General features: G+C 52.2%; 17 protein-coding genes. 6 read left to right on the top strand and 11 right to left on the bottom strand.

Annotated elements, in window-relative coordinates:
* Positions 1-109 precede the first annotated feature (109 nt).
* The 3 genes from WCT94_RS08335 (at position 110) to WCT94_RS08325 (ending at position 2,952) form a co-directional block, all read left to right on the top strand.
* Positions 110-313, top strand: a complete 204-nt coding sequence (locus tag WCT94_RS08335; RefSeq protein ID WP_039353071.1) for a YbdD/YjiX family protein — start codon at positions 110-112, stop codon at positions 311-313.
* A 16-nt stretch (positions 314-329) separates the two neighbouring features.
* A complete protein-coding gene (yjiA, locus tag WCT94_RS08330; protein ID WP_336869051.1) occupies positions 330-1,316 on the top strand; it encodes a GTPase in 987 nt (328 codons plus the stop codon).
* Between the two features lie 253 nt (positions 1,317-1,569).
* Complete coding sequence (locus tag WCT94_RS08325; RefSeq protein WP_336869050.1) at positions 1,570-2,952, top strand: glycoside hydrolase family 28 protein; 1,383 nt, start codon at positions 1,570-1,572, stop codon at positions 2,950-2,952.
* Positions 2,953-3,184: 232 nt separating this feature from the next.
* On the opposite strand, the gene ybaK is transcribed toward WCT94_RS08325, so the two are convergent.
* From ybaK to copA, 5 genes are all read right to left on the bottom strand, one after another.
* A complete protein-coding gene (gene ybaK / locus WCT94_RS08320; protein ID WP_336869048.1) occupies positions 3,185-3,664 on the bottom strand; it encodes a Cys-tRNA(Pro)/Cys-tRNA(Cys) deacylase YbaK in 480 nt (159 codons plus the stop codon).
* 70 nt (positions 3,665-3,734) lie between these two features.
* Entirely contained in the window at positions 3,735-4,553 is an 819-nt protein-coding gene (locus WCT94_RS08315) for a TraB/GumN family protein (protein WP_336869047.1), read from the bottom strand.
* 384 nt (positions 4,554-4,937) lie between these two features.
* A complete protein-coding gene (locus WCT94_RS08310) occupies positions 4,938-5,393 on the bottom strand; it encodes a hypothetical protein (RefSeq protein ID WP_336869046.1) in 456 nt (151 codons plus the stop codon).
* A gap of 22 nt (positions 5,394-5,415) precedes the next feature.
* Positions 5,416-5,976, bottom strand: coding sequence for a hypothetical protein (locus tag WCT94_RS08305; protein WP_336869045.1), 561 nt, complete (start codon positions 5,974-5,976; stop codon positions 5,416-5,418).
* A 331-nt stretch (positions 5,977-6,307) separates the two neighbouring features.
* Positions 6,308-9,031, bottom strand: coding sequence for a copper-exporting P-type ATPase CopA (gene copA, locus WCT94_RS08300; RefSeq protein WP_336869044.1), 2,724 nt, complete (start codon positions 9,029-9,031; stop codon positions 6,308-6,310).
* A 116-nt stretch (positions 9,032-9,147) separates the two neighbouring features.
* Between copA and cueR the strand changes: the two genes are divergently transcribed.
* A complete protein-coding gene (cueR, locus tag WCT94_RS08295) occupies positions 9,148-9,552 on the top strand; it encodes a Cu(I)-responsive transcriptional regulator (RefSeq protein ID WP_336869043.1) in 405 nt (134 codons plus the stop codon).
* A 54-nt stretch (positions 9,553-9,606) separates the two neighbouring features.
* On the opposite strand, the gene WCT94_RS08290 is transcribed toward cueR, so the two are convergent.
* The 6 genes from WCT94_RS08290 to ubiG form a co-directional block, all read right to left on the bottom strand.
* Complete coding sequence (locus WCT94_RS08290) at positions 9,607-10,062, bottom strand: NfeD family protein (protein ID WP_336869042.1); 456 nt, start codon at positions 10,060-10,062, stop codon at positions 9,607-9,609.
* Positions 10,062-10,976 carry an SPFH domain-containing protein gene (locus tag WCT94_RS08285; RefSeq protein ID WP_015839389.1) on the bottom strand — a complete coding sequence of 305 codons (915 nt, stop codon included), beginning with the start codon at positions 10,974-10,976 and terminating at the stop codon, positions 10,062-10,064. Before WCT94_RS08285 ends, WCT94_RS08290 begins: the two co-directional genes overlap by 1 nt.
* Positions 10,977-11,242: 266 nt before the next feature.
* Complete coding sequence (gene yfaE / locus WCT94_RS08280; RefSeq protein WP_010284079.1) at positions 11,243-11,503, bottom strand: class I ribonucleotide reductase maintenance protein YfaE; 261 nt, start codon at positions 11,501-11,503, stop codon at positions 11,243-11,245.
* A gap of 3 nt (positions 11,504-11,506) precedes the next feature.
* The gene (gene nrdB / locus WCT94_RS08275) at positions 11,507-12,637 is read right to left on the bottom strand and encodes a class Ia ribonucleoside-diphosphate reductase subunit beta (RefSeq protein ID WP_336869041.1); all 1,131 of its coding nucleotides are present in this window, start codon (positions 12,635-12,637) and stop codon (positions 11,507-11,509) included.
* Positions 12,638-12,758: 121 nt separating this feature from the next.
* Complete coding sequence (gene nrdA / locus WCT94_RS08270) at positions 12,759-15,044, bottom strand: class 1a ribonucleoside-diphosphate reductase subunit alpha (protein ID WP_336869040.1); 2,286 nt, start codon at positions 15,042-15,044, stop codon at positions 12,759-12,761.
* Positions 15,045-15,402: 358 nt separating this feature from the next.
* A complete protein-coding gene (gene ubiG / locus WCT94_RS08265; protein WP_336869038.1) occupies positions 15,403-16,122 on the bottom strand; it encodes a bifunctional 2-polyprenyl-6-hydroxyphenol methylase/3-demethylubiquinol 3-O-methyltransferase UbiG in 720 nt (239 codons plus the stop codon).
* 266 nt (positions 16,123-16,388) lie between these two features.
* Here ubiG and gyrA point away from each other — a divergent pair, with 266 nt between their 5' ends.
* Both gyrA and rcsC read left to right on the top strand, forming a co-directional pair.
* Entirely contained in the window at positions 16,389-19,028 is a 2,640-nt protein-coding gene (gyrA, locus tag WCT94_RS08260) for a DNA topoisomerase (ATP-hydrolyzing) subunit A (RefSeq protein ID WP_015839393.1), read from the top strand.
* 114 nt (positions 19,029-19,142) lie between these two features.
* On the top strand, positions 19,143-21,998 hold the full coding sequence (gene rcsC, locus WCT94_RS08255; protein WP_336869037.1) for a two-component system sensor histidine kinase RcsC: 2,856 nt from the start codon (positions 19,143-19,145) through the stop codon (positions 21,996-21,998).
* Positions 21,999-22,031: the final 33 nt, after the last annotated feature.

Raw genomic sequence — 22,031 nt, 5'->3', positions numbered from 1 at the left:
CAAGGCTGAATGTGAAAGATGACGGGTACAGATACCCTGTATAATGTATAACGTTATACAGGGTATTTTTTATCTAGCCGCTATCGCAGGCGATGGTCTGGAGGTAATGATGTTTGGCAATCTGGGAAAAGCAGGAAAATATTTGGGCCAGGCGGCGCGTATGCTGGTCGGTATGCCAGACTATGACACCTATGTACAGCATATGCAGACCAACCACCCGGATAAACCTGTGATGACGTATGAAGAATTTTTCCGCGAACGCCAGCAGGCGCGTTACGGCGGAGATGGCAAAGGCGGGATGCGCTGCTGTTAACGACTTGGAACCTGTTATGACTCAACCTTTATCCTCTGATGTGGCTGTTCCCGTGTATGTCACTATTCTGACCGGTTTTCTCGGCGCGGGAAAAACCACCTTATTACGCCATATCCTGAATGCAGACCACGGCTATAAAATCGCCGTGATTGAAAACGAATTCGGCGAAGTGCCGATTGATAATACGTTAATCGGTGAACGTGCCAGCCAGATTACGACCCTGAGCAACGGTTGCATCTGCTGCACACAGTCCAATGAGCTGGCCGATGCGCTGCTCGATCTGATCGATGGCGTGGATAACGGTTCGCTGGATTTTGATCACGTCATCATTGAATGCACCGGTATGGCCGATCCAGGGCCGGTGGCGCAGACTTTCTTCTCTCATGAGGTTATCTGCGAGCGCTTTGTGCTGGACGGAATCATTACGCTGGTGGACGCGGTACATGCCCAACAGCAACTCGATCAGTTCACTATCGCGCAATCGCAGATTGGCTATGCCGACCGCATACTGTTAACCAAAACCGATGTGGCAAATGAAGACGAAACACTGCTACCGCGCCTTCAGCGCATCAATGCGCGTGCACCGATCTATCCCGTAGTACACGGCGATATCGATCTGAGCGTGCTGTTTAACATCGACGGCTTTGTGCTCAGTGACAAACTGGACGTGAAAACGCCCGTATTCCGCTTTGTTGCCCCTGCGCAGAATAACGTGCAATCAATTGTTGTGTATCTCGATAAGGCGGTTGAGCTTCAGTCTGTTTCCGATGTGATGGAAAACCTGCTACTGCAATTCTCCGATAATCTGCTGCGTTATAAAGGCATTATGGCCATTAACGGTGACGATCGCCGTTTGCTGTTTCAGGGTGTTCAGCGCTTGTACAGCGCCGACTGGGACAGGGAATGGCAGCCTGATGAAGAAAGGAAGAGCGTGCTGGTGTTTATTGGTGTGGACTTACCTGAACAGGAAATCCGTGACGCTTTCGCTCGCCTGACGGCATAGCCTTATGCATCTTATCTGTGCTGGTCGCTCTGGCCAGCACCATTCCTTATCCCGCGTACGTTGCTCATTACCTGACAGAACCGTATTCACACTATGGCGATCGACAAAATGTGAATAGGACAATTGCACAAAAAAATTCATACCTTATTGTAATTATTACGAATACATCTAAAACGTGATCGCTTCTCGCTTTTTAATGGAATGAGAGTGTTACTTTATTAAAACTACATTTCATTTTTTAGTGAGGTTAAGTATGCGTAGTGGTCTTGCCCTGTCATTAATGGCTTCCTGCATCACACTGGGTATTCAAGCGGGCTCCGCACAAGCGGCCAGTGCAGTGAAATTCCCCGATAAAATCTGTGACGTAACGCAATACGGAGCCGAAGGCCACCGCTTACAGATCGCACTGAATACCCAGGCCTTCCAGAAAGCGATTGATGACTGTGCTGCGGCCGGCGGCGGAACGGTACACGTTCCTCGCGGTAACTATCTGGTCGACCCGCTGTTCCTGAAAAGCAACATCCGACTGGATTTAGCGAAAGATGCGACCATTGTTGCGTCAACCGAAGAAGCCGCGTATCGCGCGACGGAAAAAACCAAGTACGCTGAAGCAGAAAATGGTTGGCTTCCTTTTATCAGCATTGCCGATGCGCAGAACGTGGCTATCACCGGTCAGGGGACCATTGATGGGCAGGGTGCCGTCTGGTGGGAACGCTGGCGTGCGAATATTCGCGCAACGGGCAAGAAAGGCGGCACCGATCGTCCACGCCTGATTTATATCAAAAGCTCCAGTAACGTGCTGGTGGATGGCGTCACGCTCACGCATTCTCCAAGCTTTCACGTTGTGATGCGCTATTCACATGATGTGGATGTCAATGGCACGCGTATTCTGTCGCCGTGGCATGCGCCAAATACCGACGCTATCGACCCGATCGACAGCCAGAACATCCGTATCACCAACAACTATATCGACTGTAATGACGACCATATCGCGATAAAAGCCGAGAAGCCGGATAGCCGCTTCCCGAATGGCGTCGTCGATAATATTTATATCGCCAATAACATCCTGAAGCAGGGGCGCGGTATTTCTATCGGCAGTGAAACCTCCGGTGGTGTGAATAACGTGCTGGTCGAAAATAACCAGTTCGAAGGTTCTATGTACGGTATCCGCATTAAAACCCTGCGTGGTAAAGGCGGCGAAGTGAAAAACATCACCTACCGTAATACCAAAATGGTGGATGTCGAAATCCCGCTGGTCTTTGCTGGCTACTATAAAGCTGCGCCGATAGTGCAGGCTGAGGTTGATAAGATGCTGGCTGAAGGCGGCTTCACAATGGGCGAGCAGATTTATCCACCGGATACCGATCCAGCGCAGCCGTTTGATCAATACAAAACGCCGCATTTCAGCAATGTGACCATTGAGAATCTGGAGTCGACCGGTAAGACCAAGGCGGCGGCATATATCATTGGCGTGCCGGAAGCCCCGCTCAGTGGTTTCCATTTTGATAACGTGCGCATTGATGCGGATAAAGGTATTCGCGTCAGGAATGCGGAACTGCAAACCAAAGGCCTGACCCTGAATGTGAAAGAAGGTCCGGTGATGCAGTTGGATAAAGGGGCGAAAGTCGATCAGTAATCGATTATACCCTAAATAATTCGAGTTTCAGGAAGGCGGCAAGGGAAGGAATCCCGATGAGCTTACTCAAGTAAGTGATTCGGGTGACTGAAAGCAGCCAACGCACATGCAACTTGAAGTATGACGAGTATATGAAGCGGTAGCGGGGGGCACACTGGCCGTGGAGTCCTCTGCTACCTGCTTCATTTTGAAGCACATTGCCCGACAGGTTAAATTCTTTTAATTGCGAGCATCAATCATGCTTGGCGATATCGGCAAAGGTGGCGCGCAGCAGTCGCGCCAGATCGTCTGCCGATAGCTCAATATCCAATCCGCGCTTACCGCCGGAAATGAAAATGGTATCGAACTGGCGTGCCGGTTCATCAATCACGGTCGGCAGCAGTTTCTTTTGCCCAAGCGGGCTGATTCCTCCTACCAGATAACCCGTTACACGCTGAGCGATGACCGGATCGGCCATATCAGCTTTTTTGGCCGACAGCGCACGAGCGACTTTCTTGAGGTCCAGCATTCCTGAAACCGGCGTGACGGCCACGGCGAGATTCTTCGCATCACCATTCAGAGAAACGAGCAGCGTTTTATAAACCTGCTCTTTATTCAGTCCCAGCTTTCTGGCCGCTTCCTCGCCAAAGTTGGTTTCGTCGCTGTCGTGGTGGTAGCTGTGTAACGTAAAAGCGACCTTATTCTTTTCGAGCAGATTGACTGCGGGTGTCATGATTTCACTATCCTTAACCCGTTAGCGGGCCTTATCTTGCAGACGCGGTTGCGCGCCCTAATGTGTTCTTTTACTGCGCTGCCGAATGACCGTTGTTGAGCAGAGTAGGTAAATTCTCATCGCCATACAGATGCAATGCGCCGACGGCCACAACGTAGTTTCCAGGCGGCAGCGCCTGAAGTTGCTGTTGCCAACGACGGTTACGTTGACCCATCAGCAGGTCGGTCATTTCATTGCTGAATGTCGCAGGGATATCCGGTTTATATTGGCCGGGCCTGCGGTCTAGCCACCAGCCTACCATCGTTTGCAGCAAACGCGCGTTGGTGTGCCAGTGTTTAATCGTATCTTCCAGCAGCAGCAGGCCGCCCTGCGGCAGTTGCTGTAACAAATCAACCTGCGTCTGCTGTCCTTCCAGTTCGATGACCTGAATACCCTGAGATTTCGCCGCGTTAATCAACTGATAATCGATGCCGTAGTCGGGGCGTAAGCCCAGCAACTGTGCCTGTCTTGCTTGCAGCATCAGCGCGGCCTGCCAGGCTGGCAGCGTATCGATATTGCTCTCATCGAAAGAGAGCGATTCGCAGATTTTTTGCAACTGGCGGTAGTTTGCCGGACTGAGGCGCTGCACGAGCGGCAGATCGGCATCATTATGGCCGAAGGGGGAGTGTGCATCAGAGATATCAGCTTCGACGATCAGTGCGGTTGCCTGACGGAGTTGTTGCAGCAGCGCATCGGGTAGCGGTGCCATATCCTGACTACCCATATGAATACTGCCGACCAGATGCAGTTGTCGCGCATTGGCCAGTTGGACGTCTATCGCCGGGTAGGCATAAGCCAGCGGTGAAATAAAACCAAGAAAAGTCGCGATTCTACGCAGCAATTGCCCCATGGGTTCCGTCTCCTGATGTGGAATAACTATGCTAAACGCTAGATGCGGCACAATACAAGGTATACCGACGCTGGTGTGGACCTGGTGGAATCGCTCTGGCTATAGGCGATAAAAAAACACGATGGTTTTCGGAAAGGCCAAACGCGGCACGTTGTTGAGACGTGCCGCGTTTGCATTACTCACTTTTAGGTTTAAAGCGCAGCAGGTGGGATTTGCTGATTCTATCCCTACCTGCACGAGTATGACGTAAGGTGTATATACACATCATGTGTCAAGTTGCATGTGCGTTGGCTTTGCTTAGTCATCCGAATCATTTACTTGAGCTAAGCTTATCGGGGCTCCCTTACTTGCCGCCTGCCTGAAACTCGAATTAGTTAGGGTATATTAACCTTTCTTCCTAAAATCGCATCCAGTTTGGTCCGTACAAATAACATTGGGAATAAATAGTTTTTCACGTTCTTGTGTTGGTATTTTCGCACAAGTTTTAGTCAGGTCGTATCTCCGCTTTGTCAGAGGGGAAATAGCTTTGTCTTTAGGAACATAAAATCTAATGTCAATATCATCTTCGTTTTTCCCCAGTAAGCCATATGTACCAATGATTGAGACAAATTCATTACCATCATTATCATAGACATAGAAAGAACCAGCGCCGCTTCTATTTTCTATAAGATTAATAACATCAATGTCTACCTTATTAGTCATTGCGTCTACCTGCCACATGGCTCTGACACAATATGCCATGCCAATTGTGCCATTCGTCGCAGGGAATTGGTCATATAGTTTATTATTACTGCATGATGCAAGTAGAAAGGGAATGAATAGTCCGAATAGTTTTTTCATTTGTAATTCCATTTTTATTTTTTTAATATAATCTGTTTTTTAATAACTGAGAGAAACACCCAACGTTATCTGAAGTAACATTATTAGAATATGATTTGTTTTGTATACGAGACCAACTTCCAGCACTATTTTTTATTTCATAGATACTGACTTTACATTGGCGGCGATGCCAGATAAATTCCACTTCATAATCTTTTTTGTCATCGAAGGTATGGCTAAATGGTACACCACAGCGGTATATGACACCGTCTTTTAATTCTAAGCCTTCAAACATGCCAGTGAACTCTTTTCCTGATCGAACATATACCTCTTTGGCTGCGTTTTTATGATATTTATTCAACGGTAAACCAAGAGATTTTTCTTGAGTGTTAATAAGTGTACCATTTTTTAATCTCATCCATTCCGTTTCATTTATCCTACAGGATCTATCATCGTATGCTCTTAGTACGGTTGTACCTTCAAATTCTGTAGCAAACCTGACTCTTGCTCTGGGGCCAGAATTTGGTTCTTCATATGATAGAGTAGAACATCCTACCAGTACTATTGCAGTAGGAATAATGAGAAAAAATTGCAGAGTCTTCATGACCACCTTCTTTAATAAATCCCTGTTTAATATGATGTGTAAATCTACCATCATCCAAATTATCAAGAATAAAATTCCTGATTATGTGCATCTGGTCCTTTGGCTATTTATTCCCCATTATTGGGGACGTTATATAGACGAATGGGACATTCGGCCAGTTTTACCTCGTAGTTTACTCATGCCCAGAAGCGCAAGGCTATTTTCCATGCTTTACCGTGTGACCGCAATATGGATGTTTTATGTCGCTTAGTAAAAGATATGGGGGAATCGATATAGTGAAAGGACGGAAAAGGCCAAACGCGGCACGTTGTTGAGACGTGCCGCGTTTGCATTACTCACTTTTAGGTTTAAAGCGCAGCAGGCGGTTGGCGTTACTGACAACCGTGATAGAGGAGAGTGCCATGGCGGCACCGGCGACCACCGGGCTGAGTAGCGCGCCTGTCAGCGGGTAAAGCACGCCCGCGGCAATCGGGATCCCCAGCGAGTTATAGATAAACGCGCCCAGCAGGTTCTGCTTCATGTTGCGCAGCGTGGCATTGGACAACGCTAGCGCATCGGCGATGCCGTGCAGGCTGTGGCGCATCAGCGTGATGGCGGCGGTTTCAATTGCAATATCGCTGCCGCCTCCCATCGCAATGCCGACATCGGCCTGCGCCAGCGCTGGCGCATCGTTGATGCCGTCACCAATCATCGCCACGCGTTTGCCTTGAGCCTGTAGCTTTTTGATGGCTTCTGCTTTTCCGTCTGGCAGCACCCCGGCAATCACTTGGTCGATGCCCGCTTCTGTCGCGATGCTCTTCGCCGTGAGCGGGTTGTCTCCCGTTAGCATAACGAGCTGATAGCCCTGCCGGTGCAGACGCTGTAAGGCGCTGACGCTATCTGCTCGCAGCGGATCGTGGATAGATAACACCGCGACGATGTGACCATTCGCCGCAAGCAAGACTGGTGTGATCCCACGCTGAGCCTGCTCGTTGATCAGTGTTTCACCTGCGGTGATATCGACCTGATGCTGTTTGAGTAGTGCCGGATTCCCCAGCAGCAGATTGGCATCACCAATCTTGCCGCTGACGCCGAGACCGCGCAGCGTACGGAACTGATCGGCTGGCGTGAGCGTCAGATTCTCTGCGCGTTCAAGAATCGCTTTTGCCAGCGGGTGATTAGAGCCCTGTTCCAGCGAGGCCGCCCAGGCCAGCGCCTGTGCTTCCGTCACGTCACCGAAGGGATGAACTGCCACAACGCGTGGTTGCCCTTCGGTCAGCGTACCGGTTTTATCAAACACCAGCACATCCAGCTTGCTGGCCTGCTGTAAGGCATCGGCATCCCGCACCAGCACACCAAACTCTGCGGCACGTCCGACGCCGGAAATAATCGACATCGGCGTTGCCAGCCCAAGCGCACAAGGGCAGGCAATGATCAGGACGGTCGTGACGATAATGAGCGTGTAGACCACCTGCGGCTGCGGCCCTACGAAGAACCAGATCGCGCCGCTGAGAAGCGCGATAGCCACGACGACGGGAACAAACACGGCAGAGATGCGATCCGCCAACTGACCGATAGCGGGTTTGCTGCTTTGCGCCTGTCTGACCAGCCGGATGATTCGCGACAGGGTCGTTTGGTTGCCGATCGCGTCCGCCCGGAAGAGGACGCTGCCGTCGGAAACCAGCGTACCGGCGTGCACGTTGTCGCCAGTCGTTTTGGATTGTGGGATCGGTTCCCCGGTCAGCATGGCTTCATCCACCCACACTTCGCCTTGCAAAATCTCACCATCGACAGGAATACGATCGCCGGTTGTCAGGCGCAGCGTCATGCCGGACTGTACGTCGGATAACGGAATGGATTTTTCACCTTCTGCCGTCACGACGCGTGCGGTAGGGGGCGTCAAATCCAGCAGCCGTTCCAGCGCACGAGAAGATCGCTGGCGGGCGCGCTGCTCCAGCGCATGGCCCAGATTGATTAAACCGATGATCATCGCGCTGGCTTCGTAGTAAAGATGGCGCGCTGCCATTGGGAAAAGCTCTGGCCACAGGTTAACGGTAATGGAATAAAGCCATGCTGCGCCCGTTCCCAGTGCGACCAGCGTATCCATGGTGGCGGCACCGTTTTTCAGGCTACGCCAGGCGTTACGGTAAAAATGGCTGCCAGCGAACACCATCACCGCCAGCGTCAAAATACCGATGATGAGCCACGGCGTTTGGCTTTCTGGCGTCAGACTCATGCTGCCGCCCAGCACGCCCCACAGCATCAGCGGAACACCAAGCACTAAGCCTAACGCGGCCTGCCATTGGAAGCGGCGAATAGCCTGTTGAGCGGTTTGCTGCTGGCGTGCGCGGCGCGCTTCTTCGTCCTGAATGATTTCCGCCCCATAACCTGCTTGCTCTACGGCGGCAATTAACGCTTCCGGTTCGGCATGACCGCTGACCAACGCACTGCGTTCGGCCAGATTTACCCGCGCCTGCGTAACGCCGCTGACGTTTTGCAGCGCCGTCTGTACGCGGCTTACGCAGCTGGCGCAGCTCATGCCCTGAAGCAGGAGCTGTACGCTGTCGTCATCGTTGGTGGACGATGTGGTTGTTGCCGGAAGAGTTTTCTCGGCCGCTGGCAGCGTTTCCGGCGTTGTCGCTACCTGTGCCAGCGGCTCAGTTTTTGGGTGAGCGCTCTCCTGTACGCTGGCGTGATAGCCGGCTTCTTCAATCGCGCTAATCAGTACAGTGGCCTCAACGTTGCCATACACGGCGGCCTGCTCTGTAGTGACATCCGTTGCCACGACGCCGGGAAGGGCTTCCAGCACTTTACGTGTCGCGGCGACGCAGTGATTGCAGCTCAGGCCGGAAAGCTGGAGGGACACATCCGGCGTAGTAGCAAGCTGTGCTTCGTAGCCAGCCTGTTCAATGGTGTCGATCAACGTCTGCGAATCAACGTCGCCGCTGACGCTCGCGTACTGTTGTGTGACGTGGGTTTGTGCGACCGCAGGCAGCGCATCCAGTGCTTTTTTAACACGTTGAACACAGTGTCCGCAGGTCAGTCCCTGCAATGACAACACGATGGTTTGTGACATAATAATTTTCTCCCGTGATCACAGCCGGAGGTGAAAGACGTTGACCGGCTATCTGATTTCTACTAGTTATTGGATAAGGTAAACCTTCTAGCAAGGGGAGGGTCAAGGGGGAAATCATGAATATCAGTGATGTTGCGAAAAAAACCGGTCTTAGCAGTAAAACCATTCGCTTCTATGAAGAAAAAGAACTTCTGACTACGCCGCTGCGTTCTGAAAATGGTTACCGTAGCTACGACGACCATCACGTCGAAGAGCTTACGCTGCTGCGCCAGGCACGCCAGGTTGGCTTTAATCTGGATGAATGCCGGGAACTGGTGACGCTATTTAACGATCCGCTGCGGCGAAGTGCGGATGTCAAAGCGCGTACTTTGCAGAAAGTGCAGGAAATCGAGATGCATATCGAAGAGTTGAAAGCGATGCGTGAACAGCTACTGGCGCTGGCCGAACAGTGTCCGGGTGACGGCGGAGCGGACTGTCCGATAATCAATAATCTGGCGGGCTGTTGTCAGAAGAATAAGTAGTCAGAAGAGTAAATCGTCATAAAGGGGAGACGGGCTCCCCTAAAGTGTGTGCGGTTAGCGCTCCGTTGGGCGCACATGCAGCGTGATACCATCGATGGCAATCACTTCAACATGTGTACCGGCGGGCAGATCCTGCTCTGATTTCACACGCCAACTGCTGTCACCAATGTTTACCCGGCCGAAACCGTTGGTCACCGGTTCGGTCAGCGTGGCGCGCAGGCCAATCAGCTGTTGCCCACGTTGGTTAAGCGTTGACTGTGGGCGTGACAGCGTCCGTTTACGCAGCCAATACCACCAGAGCAGCGCGGTGACGATCGTCAGGATGGCAAAAATCGTTCCCTGCCATGGCCAGCCCAGCGGCATGACCCACGTTAACAGCCCAACCAATACCGCCGATAAGCCGCTCCACAGTAAATAGCCACTGGCGCCCAGCATTTCGGCGGCTAAAAGCAGGCCGCCGAGCGACAGCCAGAACCAGTGCGCATTTTCCATCACCAGTTCAATGCCCATTATTTACCTCGGCTTTCTTTGCTGTCTTTAACCAGTTCTGCAATCCCGCCGATAGCGCCCATTAAATTGCTGGCTTCCAACGGCATCATGATGACTTTGCTGTTATTAGAAGAACCAATCTGTTGCAGCGCATCGGTATATTTCTGAGCGATGAAGTAATTCACTGCCTGAATATCGCCCGCCGCGATGGCTTCGGACACCATTTTAGTGGCCTGTGCTTCCGCTTCCGCCGCACGCTCACGCGCTTCAGCCTCCAGGAATGCGGACTGGCGCAGACCTTCCGCTTTCAGAATCTGCGATTGTTTTTCCCCTTCGGCTTTCAGGATCGCTGCCTGACGTACCCCTTCGGCTTCCAGAATATCGGCACGCTTGTTACGTTCCGCTTTCATCTGCGCGTTCATCGCGGCAATCAGCTCTGTTGGCGGACGGACGTCGCGGATCTCAATACGGGTGATTTTGATGCCCCATGGGTTGGTTGCTTCGTCCACGATGTGCAGCAGGCGGGTATTGATACTGTCGCGCTGAGACAGCATTTCGTCCAGCTCCATAGAACCCAGTACGGTACGGATGTTGGTCATTGTCAGGTTGACGATCGCCTGTTCCAGATTGCTGACTTCATAGGCGGCGCGTGCCGGATCGATAACCTGAATAAAACATACGGCGTCGATGGTCACATTGGCGTTATCTTTCGAAATGATTTCCTGTGAGGGAATATCCAGCACCTGTTCCATCATATTAATTTTGCGGCCGACGCGATCCATAAATGGCACCACCAGATTAAGCCCTGGCATCAGCGTTTTGGTATAGCGACCAAACCGTTCTACAGTCCATTGATATCCCTGAGGTACGATTTTGATGCCTGACCAGACGATGATGAGCGCAACAAAGATCAAAATAGGAATGACGGTGAGCATGTTTTAAAACCTCCACGTTGTTTTATCCCCGTCATACTTCAAGCTGCATGTGCGTTGGATTCCCTTACTCACCCCAGTCACTTACTTGATGTAAATTCCTGGGGATTCGCTCGGTCTCCGCCTTCCTGCAACTCGAATTATTTAGGGTATATATCAGTCGAAAGACGATGTCAGCGGGTAGTGTAACCCACTTGAGCATGAAAGCGGGCAGGAAATGCGCCAGCAGCGCGAGTGATAGGGAGATTAGCCCGTGGGGAAGGTCGGGGCTAAATATCGAGCTCGATGTCGCCCTGCGGCATGCAGCAGCAGGGGAGGATTTCATCCTGTTGGATGCAGGCCAGCGGGGTTTGGCGATACGCCACTCTGCCTTTTACCAGACGCAACCGACAGGAGCCGCAATAGCCGGAGCGGCACTGGTATTCAATGCTGACGCGGTTGGACTCCAGCACATCCAACAGGGAAGGGCCGTCGTCTGAACAGGAAAACTGCGCACCGGATGTGCGCAGCGTGATCGTTGGGTTGCTCATCGATTACAGTTGGAAATCACTCAGGTCGTCGTCGCTGATTTCTGAATCGATCTGACCGACCAGATAGGAGCTGACTTCAACTTCCTGTGGCGCGACCTGCACGTTATCGGATACCAGCCAGGCGTTGATCCACGGAATAGGGTTAGTGCGCGTCTGGAACGGCAGCGGCAGCCCAACCGCCTGCATGCGGATGTTGGTGATGTATTCCACATACTGACACAGAATATCTTTGTTCAGACCAATCATCGAACCGTCGCGGAACAGGTATTCCGCCCACTCTTTTTCTTGCTGGGCAGCGAGCACGAACAGGTCATAACACTCTTGCTGACACTCTTCGGCAATCTGCGCCATTTCGGGATCGTCATGGCCGGAGCGCATCAGATTCAGCATGTGCTGTGTGCCGGTCAGGTGCAGCGCTTCATCACGAGCGATCAGCTTGATGATTTTGGCGTTGCCTTCCATCAACTCACGTTCTGCAAAAGCAAACGAGCAGGCAAAGCTGACGTAGAAGCGAATTGCTTCCAGCGCGTTTACGCTCATCAGGCACAGATACAGCTGCTTTTTCAGCGCATGCAGATTGACGGTTACGGTCTTGCCGTTAACCTGATGTGTGCCTTCACCCAGCAGATGATAGTAGCTGGTCATCTCGATCAGAGAATCGTAATAGCCGGAGATATCCTTGGCGCGCTTTAGGATCTCGTCGTTTGTTACGATATCGTCAAACACCAGCGACGGATCGTTCACGATATTACGGATGATGTGCGTGTAAGAGCGTGAGTGAATGGTTTCTGAGAACGCCCAGGTTTCTACCCAGGTTTCCAGCTCAGGGATAGAAATCAGCGGCAGCAGGGCCACGTTCGGGCTACGACCCTGAATGGAATCCAGCAACGTTTGGTATTTCAGGTTGCTGATAAAGATGTGTTTTTCATGATCGGGCAACGCCTGATAGTCGATACGATCGCGCGACACGTCGACTTCTTCCGGACGCCAGAAGAAGGACAGCTGTTTTTCGATCAGCTTTTCGAAAATTTCATATTTTTGCTGATCGAAACGGGCAACGTTAACAGACTGACCGAAGAACATCGGTTCTAGCAGTTGATCATTTTTATTCTGTGAAAAAGTGGTATAGGCCATGAGTTTCTCCAAAAAAATGCCGGGAGCATTTTTTAACGCCGCTTGTGAAGGCCCATAGAGGGCGGGCAGCGACGCCTGCTATAAAAGATGAAAGGCTGCATTGCAGCCTTTCATTATTGGCTTAAATCTTACACGCGCCGCCTTCACAGCCGTCGTCCTGCGGTTCTGCCAGCAGGTCGTCCTGTACGTCTTCTGCGCCGTCACGGGTGTTTTGGTAATACAGCGTTTTCACGCCGAATTTGTAAGCCGTGACCAGATCTTTCAGCAGTTGCTTCATCGGCACTTTGCCGGATGGGAAACGCGATGGATCGTAGTTGGTGTTAGACGAAATCGCCTGATCGACAAACTTCTGCATCAGACCCACCAGTTGCAGGTAGCCGTCATTGCTCGGCATTTCCCACAGCAGTTCGTAAGCGTCTTTCAGCGTTTCGTACTCCGGCACAACCTGACGCAGAATACCGTCTTTGGAGGCCTTGACGCTGATGTGCCCGCGCGGTGGTTCAATACCGTTGGTGGCGTTGGAGATCTGAGACGAGGTTTCAGACGGCATCAATGCCGACAGCGTGGAGTTACGCAGGCCGTACTCTTTGATGTCGTTACGCAGCGCTTCCCAGTCGAGATGCAGCGGCTCGTTACAAATCGCATCCAGATCGCGTTTATAGGTATCGATAGGCAGGATACCCTGCGAATAGGTGGTTTCATTGAACCACGGGCAGGCACCTTGCTCGCGCGCCAGCACGTTAGAGGCTTTCAGCAGGTAGTATTGGATCGCTTCAAACGTTCTGTGCGTCAGGCCGTTGGCGCTGCCGTCAGAGTAGCGCACGCCGTTTTTCGCCAGATAGTAAGCGAAGTTGATCACGCCAATACCCAGCGTACGGCGACCCATTGCCCCACGTTCTGCCGCGGTAATCGGGTAATCCTGATAATCCAGCAGGGCATCCAGCGCGCGTACGGCCAGCGTCGCCAGTTCTTCCAGATCGTCTAAGCTGTTGATGGCGCCGAGGTTGAAAGCAGACAGGGTACACAGCGCGATTTCACCGTTTTCATCGTTCACGTCGTTCAGCGGCTTGGTCGGCAGCGCGATTTCCAGACACAGGTTAGACTGGCGAACGGGCGCAATCTGCGGATCGAACGGGCTGTGCGTGTTGCAGTGGTCAACGTTCTGAATATAGATACGGCCGGTGGAAGCGCGTTCCTGCATCATCAGAGAGAACAGCTCAACCGCTTTAATGCGCTGTTTGCGAATGCTGTCATCCTGCTCATATTGCACATACAGACGCTCGAACTCATCCTGATCGGCGAAGAACGCATCGTACAACCCCGGCACGTCGGATGGGCTGAACAGCGTGATCTCTTCACCTTTTACCAGACGCTGATACATCAGTTTGTTCAGCTGTACGCCGTAGTCGAGGTGACGAACGCGGTTGCCTTCTACACCACGGTTGTTTTTCAGCACCAGCAGGCTTTCAACTTCCAGATGCCACAGCGGATAGAATAGCGTGGCAGCTCCGCCGCGGACGCCGCCCTGAGAGCAGGATTTCACCGCCGTCTGGAAGTGTTTATAGAAAGGAATACAGCCGGTATGGAAGGCTTCACCGCCGCGAATCGGGCTGCCGAGCGCACGGATGCGACCTGCGTTGATGCCGATACCGGCACGCTGGGAAACGTATTTCACGATGGCGCTGGACGTCGCGTTGATGGAGTCCAGGCTGTCGCCGCATTCGATCAGCACGCAGGAGCTGAACTGACGCGTTGGTGTGCGCACGCCCGCCATGATTGGCGTCGGCAGGGAAATCTTGAACGTGGAAATCGCGTCGTAAAAACGTTTGATGTAATCCAGACGAGTTTCACGCGGGTAGCCGGAGAACAGGCAGGCCGCGACCAGAATGTACAGGAACTGGGCACTTTCGTAGATATCACCGGTAACGCGGTTTTGTACCAGGTATTTCCCTTCCAGCTGTTTAACCGCCGCATAGGAGAAATTCATGTCGCGCCAGTGATCGATGAAAGCGTCCATCTGGGCAAATTCTTCCGGGCTATAGTCTTCCAGCAGGTGTTTGTCGTATTTGCCCAGTTCGACCATCTTGGTGACGTGAGTCAGCAGTGCTGGCGGCTCAAACTGGCCATAGGCTTTCTTACGCAGATGGAAGATAGCCAGACGCGCGGCCAGATATTGGTAATCCGGGCTTTCGCGAGAGATCAGATCGGCAGCGGCCTTAATAATGGTCTCGTGGATGTCGGCTGTCTTGATGCCATCGTAAAACTGAATGTGGGAGCGAAGTTCGACCTGAGAGACGGAGACATTGTGTAAACCCTCTGCGGCCCAGGTAATGACGCGGTGGATTTTATCCAAATTGATTTTTTCTTTACTGCCATCGCGTTTAGTAACGAGCAAGCTCTGATTCATGTTGGGATTTACCTGTTGTGAAAATAAAAAATATCCCCTGTTTATTCACAGAAACAACCCTGTGACTAACTCTGTGGATAAATACTAGATATAGATATTTTTTGATAAATGGCTACTACATGGTGAGTATTGTAGTGTGGATTCTTTGAAGAACAAGAGTTGATTTTTCGTTAATTTGAAGGTTTAAGAAAAGACTTTTTGTTAAAAACCTCGCCTGATAAGGCCTGTGGCGATGTCAATATCATTCTGGGTTTTGATAAGAAAAAGAAAACCTGAAGACTTTGCTGGTTTTGGCACCAGAAGGATAAAGGCGCGCGGCAAAAAACCGCGCGGCATTTAAGAATACTCTGAATCCGATCTATTTATCGTGGCGCGTGTGCAGCATGTAGTTCACGTCCACGTTGGGACCGAGCTTAAAGTGGTCCGTCAGCGGATTGTAGTGCAGCCCGGTAATGTGCTTTTCACGCAGCGGTGTACTGTCAACCCAGTGCATCAGCTCCGCCGGGCGAATAAATTTCTTAATGTCGTGCGTGCCGCGCGGCACCATTTTTAGCACGTACTCGGCGCCGACAACGGCCATCATCCACGCTTTCGCATTGCGGTTGATGGTGGAGAAAAAGACGTGTCCGCCGGGTTTGACCAATTTAGCGCAGGCCTGCACCACGGATTGCGGGTCAGGAACGTGCTCCAGCATTTCCATACAGGTGACGACATCGTAGAGGCTCGGATGCGCGTGTGCATGGGCTTCTACCGTTTCCTGCACGTAATTGACGGCGACACCGCTTTCCAGCGCATGCAGACGTGCGACCTGTAGCGGTTCTGCGCCCATATCGAGCCCGGTGACGTCTGCGCCTTCGCGCGCCATACTCTCGGCTAAAATGCCGCCGCCGCAGCCGACATCCAGCACTTTCTTGCCGAACAGGCCTTCCGCACGCTGCGAAATATAGCCCAGACGTAGCGGATTAATGCGGTGTAACGGTTTGAATTCACCGTCTAAATCCCACCAGCGTGAAGCGATAGCCTCAAATTTGGCAATCTCCTGATGGTCAACGTTCGGAGTTTGATTTTCTACATTCATCTGTCATCGCTGCCTTTCGTCATCTTTTACTGCCGCGAGTATACTCCCTTCGTGTCGCAACGTGCAGCGGTGTCGTTTTTCTCTGCGGGATACCTTTCTCTGCAAAATAAAGGTTCAGTGGCAAAACAGTCTGTTCAGGGTGGAAGGGAGTTTCCCCCGAAACGGCGCTTTGTGATATAATTTTTCACCTTTTGAACAGTTCACCTTACTGAACGGTTCACTTTTCTGAACACGGGTAGATGCCTAAATAGAGGGATAGCGGCTCCATGAGCGACCTTGCCAGAGAAATCACACCGGTCAACATTGAAGAAGAGCTGAAAAGCTCGTATCTGGATTATGCGATGTCCGTTATTGTCGGACGTGCATTACCAGATGTTCGTGATGGACTTAAACCGGTACACCGCCGCGTACTGTATGCGATGAGCGTACTGGGCAACGACTGGAACAAACCGTATAAAAAATCCGCCCGTGTCGTCGGGGATGTCATCGGTAAATACCACCCGCACGGCGACTCTGCCGTTTATGAAACCATCGTGCGTATGGCGCAGCCTTTCTCACTGCGCTACATGCTGGTTGATGGTCAGGGTAACTTCGGTTCGATTGACGGCGACTCCGCGGCGGCGATGCGTTATACCGAAATTCGCATGTCGAAAATTGCTCATGAACTGCTGGCCGATCTCGAAAAAGAGACGGTCGATTTTGTGCCGAACTATGACGGCACCGAGCAGATTCCTGACGTCATGCCAACGCGTATTCCTAACCTGCTGGTTAACGGTTCTTCCGGTATCGCCGTCGGGATGGCAACAAACATTCCACCGCACAACCTGACGGAAGTCGTGAACGGCTGTCTGGCGTATATCGACGATGAAAACATCAGCCTTGAAGGATTGATGGAACACATCAAAGGCCCGGACTTCCCGACAGCGGCGATCATCAATGGCCGACGCGGTATTGAAGAAGCCTATCGCACCGGGCGCGGTAAAATATACATCCGTGCGCGCGCCGAAGTGGAAGCCGACGCGAAAACCGGACGTGAAACCATCATCGTGCACGAAATTCCGTATCAGGTGAACAAAGCGCGCCTGATCGAGAAAATTGCCGAGCTGGTTAAAGACAAGCGTATCGAAGGTATCAGCGCACTGCGTGACGAATCCGATAAAGACGGTATGCGTATCGTCATCGAGATTAAGCGTGACGCCGTGGGTGAAGTGGTCCTGAATAATCTGTATTCCCAGACGCAGCTTCAGACCTCATTCGGCATCAACATGGTCGCTCTGCATCAGGGCCAGCCGAAGATTATGCCGCTGAAGGACATTCTGGTTGCGTTTGTGCGCCACCGCCGCGAAGTGGTGACGCGTCGTACCATTTTTGAACTGCGTAAAGCCCGTGACCGCGCCCATATCCTTGAAGGTCTGGCGATTGCGCTGGCGAACATCGATCCGATTATCGAACTGATTCGCCGTGCTCCATCACCTGCTGAAGCGAAAGCCTCGCTGATCGCACAAGCATGGGAACTGGGCAGCGTGGCGGCAATGCTGGAACGTGCGGGCGATGATGCCGCGCGTCCAGAGTGGCTGGAGCCGGAATTCGGCATCCGTGACGGTCGCTACTACCTGACGGAACAGCAGGCGCAGGCGATTCTGGATCTGCGTTTGCAGAAACTGACCGGCATGGAGCACGAAAAACTGCTGGATGAATATAAAGCACTGCTGGCGGAAATCGCCGAGCTGCTTTATATCCTCAACAGTCCTGAGCGCCTGATGGAAGTTATCCGCGAAGAGCTGGAAGCGATTAAAACCCAGTACAGCGATGAGCGTCGTACGGAAATCACGGCGAACAGCGCCGACATCAACATCGAAGATCTGATTAATCAGGAAGATGTCGTCGTTACGCTGTCTCATCAGGGTTATGTGAAGTATCAGCCGCTGAGCGATTACGAAGCACAGCGCCGTGGGGGCAAAGGTAAATCTGCCGCGCGTATAAAAGAAGAAGACTTTATCGATCGTCTGCTGGTGGCAAACACCCACGACACGATTCTGTGCTTCTCCAGCCGTGGTCGTCTGTACTGGATGAAGGTGTACCAACTGCCGGAAGCCAGCCGTGGCGCGCGCGGTCGCCCGATCGTCAACCTGCTGCCGCTTGAAGCGGATGAGCGTATCACCGCGATTCTGCCGGTACGTGAATACGAAGAAGGCCGCCACATCTTCATGGCAACCGCGAGCGGTACCGTGAAGAAAACGTCGCTGACGGAATTCAGCCGTCCGCGCAGCGCGGGGATCATCGCGGTTAACCTGAACGAAGGCGATGAGCTGATTGGCGTTGACCTGACCGATGGCAGCGACGAAGCGATGCTGTTCTCTGCGGAAGGTAAAGTGGTTCGCTTCTCCGAACAGGCGGTGCGCTCTATGGGCCGCACGGCAACGGGTGTTCGTGGTATCAATCTGCAAGGTGAAGATCGCGTTGTTTCGCTGATCATTCCTCGTGGCGAAGGCGATATCCTGACCGTTACGCAAAATGGCTTTGGTAAACGAACTGCCGTGAACGAGTACCCAACCAAGTCGCGTGCGACGAAAGGGGTTATCTCTATCAAGGTCAGCGAACGTAACGGTAAAGTGGTTGGCGCGGTTCAGGTTGATGCCGCAGACCAGATCATGATGATCACCGATGCGGGAACGCTGGTGCGTACGCGCGTGTCTGAAGTCAGCATCGTTGGCCGTAACACGCAGGGCGTGACGTTGATTCGTACGGCGGAAGACGAAAATGTTGTTGGCCTGCAGCGTGTAGCCGAGCCGGTAGAAGATGAAGAGCTGGATGGCGTAGTAAAAGTTGAAGGCGAGATCGCCGAAGACGATGATGCTATCGACGACATTGATGGCGATGATGATATCGCAGAAGATGACGAATAAGCCTTTTCCTTAGCCGGAATGAGTCGAATAAGCCAGCGCGATGCGCTGGCTTTTTTTATCGACACTCGGTAGTGTATCAGCAAACGGGTCCTTCCATTATTCAACGGTATCCACTTGAAATATCTCGCCTCATTCCATACCACGTTAAAAGTTTCCCGCTATTTGTTTCGGGTTCTGGCGATCATGCTGTGGGTGCTGGGCGCGCTGATATCCGTTTTTTATGTCACTAAAGTATTGAATGGAAAAGAGTCCGAACTGCGGCAGGAGTATAACCTCAGTTTTGATCAGTCGCAGGGCTATATTCGACACGCATCGGATATTGTGCGAGAACTCCAGTATCTGGCGGCAAATCGGCTGGTGCTGGCGCGAGAAAAAGCAGAATCGCCAATGGAAGGAGGCCCTGGTGTCTCCGTTTATTCGCTTGCGCCCGGTGCAACCTGTTCCACGCAATATGGCGGGAATGCGGCACTGCTTTCATTAAGTCATTTCTTTAACGGCTGGCAGGATAATTTCTCTGCCGTCTACGATCTTAACCGGGTCTTTTTTGTCGGCGGCGATCGGCGCTGTATGGTTGATTTTGGCATCCGTAACCAGTCGCTCGACCGCGATAACTTGCTTAAAAACGTGCAGGATCGGTTTCAGGATCAGAAGAAGAATCGCACCCAAACCGGGCGCGATGAAACGCTCTATTGGATTACCCCCGCGTCTATCCCCGATGTCGGCTATTTATATGCGCTGACGCCGATTTATGTGGATAACAAGCTGGAAGTCATCATGGGGATTGAACAGACTATTCGTCTGGATGACTTCGTCACTATAGGTAAATTCCCGATCGGGGCGCGGTTGCTAGATCAATATAATCAGGTGGTTTTGCAGTTTTCCGATGATAAAGGGCGTTACGCTTCGTCGGTAGATGGCTATCCCTCCGATCATAACTATTTCGGCTATGTGAATGGTTATGATGAACTCATTTTGAAGAAGTCGCTGCCGCCGACGTCATTCAGTATCGTGTATTCGCTGCCGCTAAAGGTGCTGCTCTCCCATATCAGTGCCTTGATGATCAATATGCTAGTGCTGAATATGCTATCGGCTATCTTGCTGTTTGTGCTGGCGCTGGTGTTTGAGCGGAAAATGCTGTTGCCAGCGGAAGTGAATGCGTTCCAACTGGAAGAGAACGAGCAATTCAACCGCAAAATTGTGGCTTCGGCACCGGTCGGGATTTGTATCCTGCGTATCAATGACGGCACGAACATCCTCAGTAACGAGCTGGCGCACAACTATCTCAACCTGCTGACCCACGAGGACAGGCTGCGCATTACCCGAATCATTTGCGAGCAGCAATCCAAGTTTGTGGATGTCATGACCAGCCGCAATCATCACCTGCAAATCAGCTTTGTCCATTCGCGCTATCGTAATGAAAACGTGGCGATTTGTGTGCTGCTGGACGTCAGCGCGCGCGTCAAAATGGAAGAGTCGCTACAGGAAATGGCGAATGCTGCCGAGCAGGCAAGCCAGTCTAAATCGATGTTCCTGGCCACCGTCAGCCATGAACTGCGCACGCCGCTGTACGGGATTATCGGTAACCTCGATTTGCTGCAAACCAAATCGCTGCCGCAGGACGCCAACCGTCTGGTGGTGGCGATGAACAATTCTTCCTCGCTGCTGCTGAAAATCATCAGCGATATCCTCGACTTTTCCAAGATCGAGTCGGAACAGCTAAAGATCGAACCGTGTGAGTTTGCGCCGCATGAGGTCATCAGCCACATCACCAGCAACTATCTTCCGCTGGTGGTGAAAAAGCGCCTGACGCTGTACTGCTTTATCGATCCCAATGTGCCGGTCAGCCTGTTTGGCGATCCCGTACGTTTGCAGCAGGTGTTGTCTAACCTGCTGAGCAACGCCATCAAGTTTACGGATACGGGCTGCATCATTTTTGAAGTCGGCTGCCGCGATGGCTATCTGGAATTTGTGGTACGTGATACCGGCGTAGGGATTCAACCTCGCGAGGCGGTGAAGCTGTTTGACCCGTTCTTCCAGGCGGGGAGCGGCGTTCAGCGTCATTTTCAGGGAACGGGGCTAGGGTTGGCCATTTGTGAAAAGCTGGTCAACCTGATGGATGGAGACATTACCATTGAGTCGGAGCCTGGGCTCGGCAGCCTGTTTGGCGTCAGAATCCCGCTGTATAAAGCGCGTTATGTCCCTGCGGCGATCAATGTCAGTCTGCAAGGGAAAATGTGCTGGCTGAGGATACGCAATGCCCGGCTGGAGTCTTATTTGCTGACGTTGTTGCAGGATCAAGGGTTGCAGGTGGCGCGCTATCAGAATCAAACCGTGTCGCCTGATGATGTGATGATTAGTGATTACATGCCAGAAGAGGACGTCACGGTTCGGGCACATATTGTAATGAGCGGTGCCCATAATGGGGCAGCGCAGGAAGTGAGTGCGGGACACTGGGTTCAAGGGACATCCACACCGCAACATCTGCCCGATTTGCTGGAGAAAATCTATCGTTCAGAAAACGAGGACAGAACGCACACCGAGATTTCACCACCGCTGGCCAGCTATGTACGGGATGAGAATGGCGACATTATGATTCTGGTGGTTGACGATCACCCCATCAACCGTCGTCTGCTGGCGGATCAACTGGGTTCTCTGGGCTATCAGGCCATAACGGCGAATGATGGGGTCGATGCGCTGGGCGTATTGAGCAAAAACCACATTGATATCGTACTGACGGATGTCAATATGCCGAATATGGATGGTTATCTGTTTACACAGCGCATGCGCGAGCAGGGATTACGCTTCCCGGTTATCGGCGTGACGGCAAATGCATTGGCGGAGGAAAGGGAACGTTGCCTCGGCGCGGGAATGGATAACTGTTTGTCAAAACCGGTTACGCTGGATACCTTGCAGCAGGCGCTGGCGTATTACAGTAACGTGGTGCGTCAGGCGAGAACATCTGGGGAATAACCTGCACCAGCGGTTGCTGGCGCAGGTGAGGAA

This window comes from Pectobacterium sp. 1950-15 (assembly GCF_037136835.1).
GTDB lineage: Bacteria > Pseudomonadota > Gammaproteobacteria > Enterobacterales > Enterobacteriaceae > Pectobacterium.
This window is presented reverse-complemented; position numbering and strand designations above follow the sequence as displayed.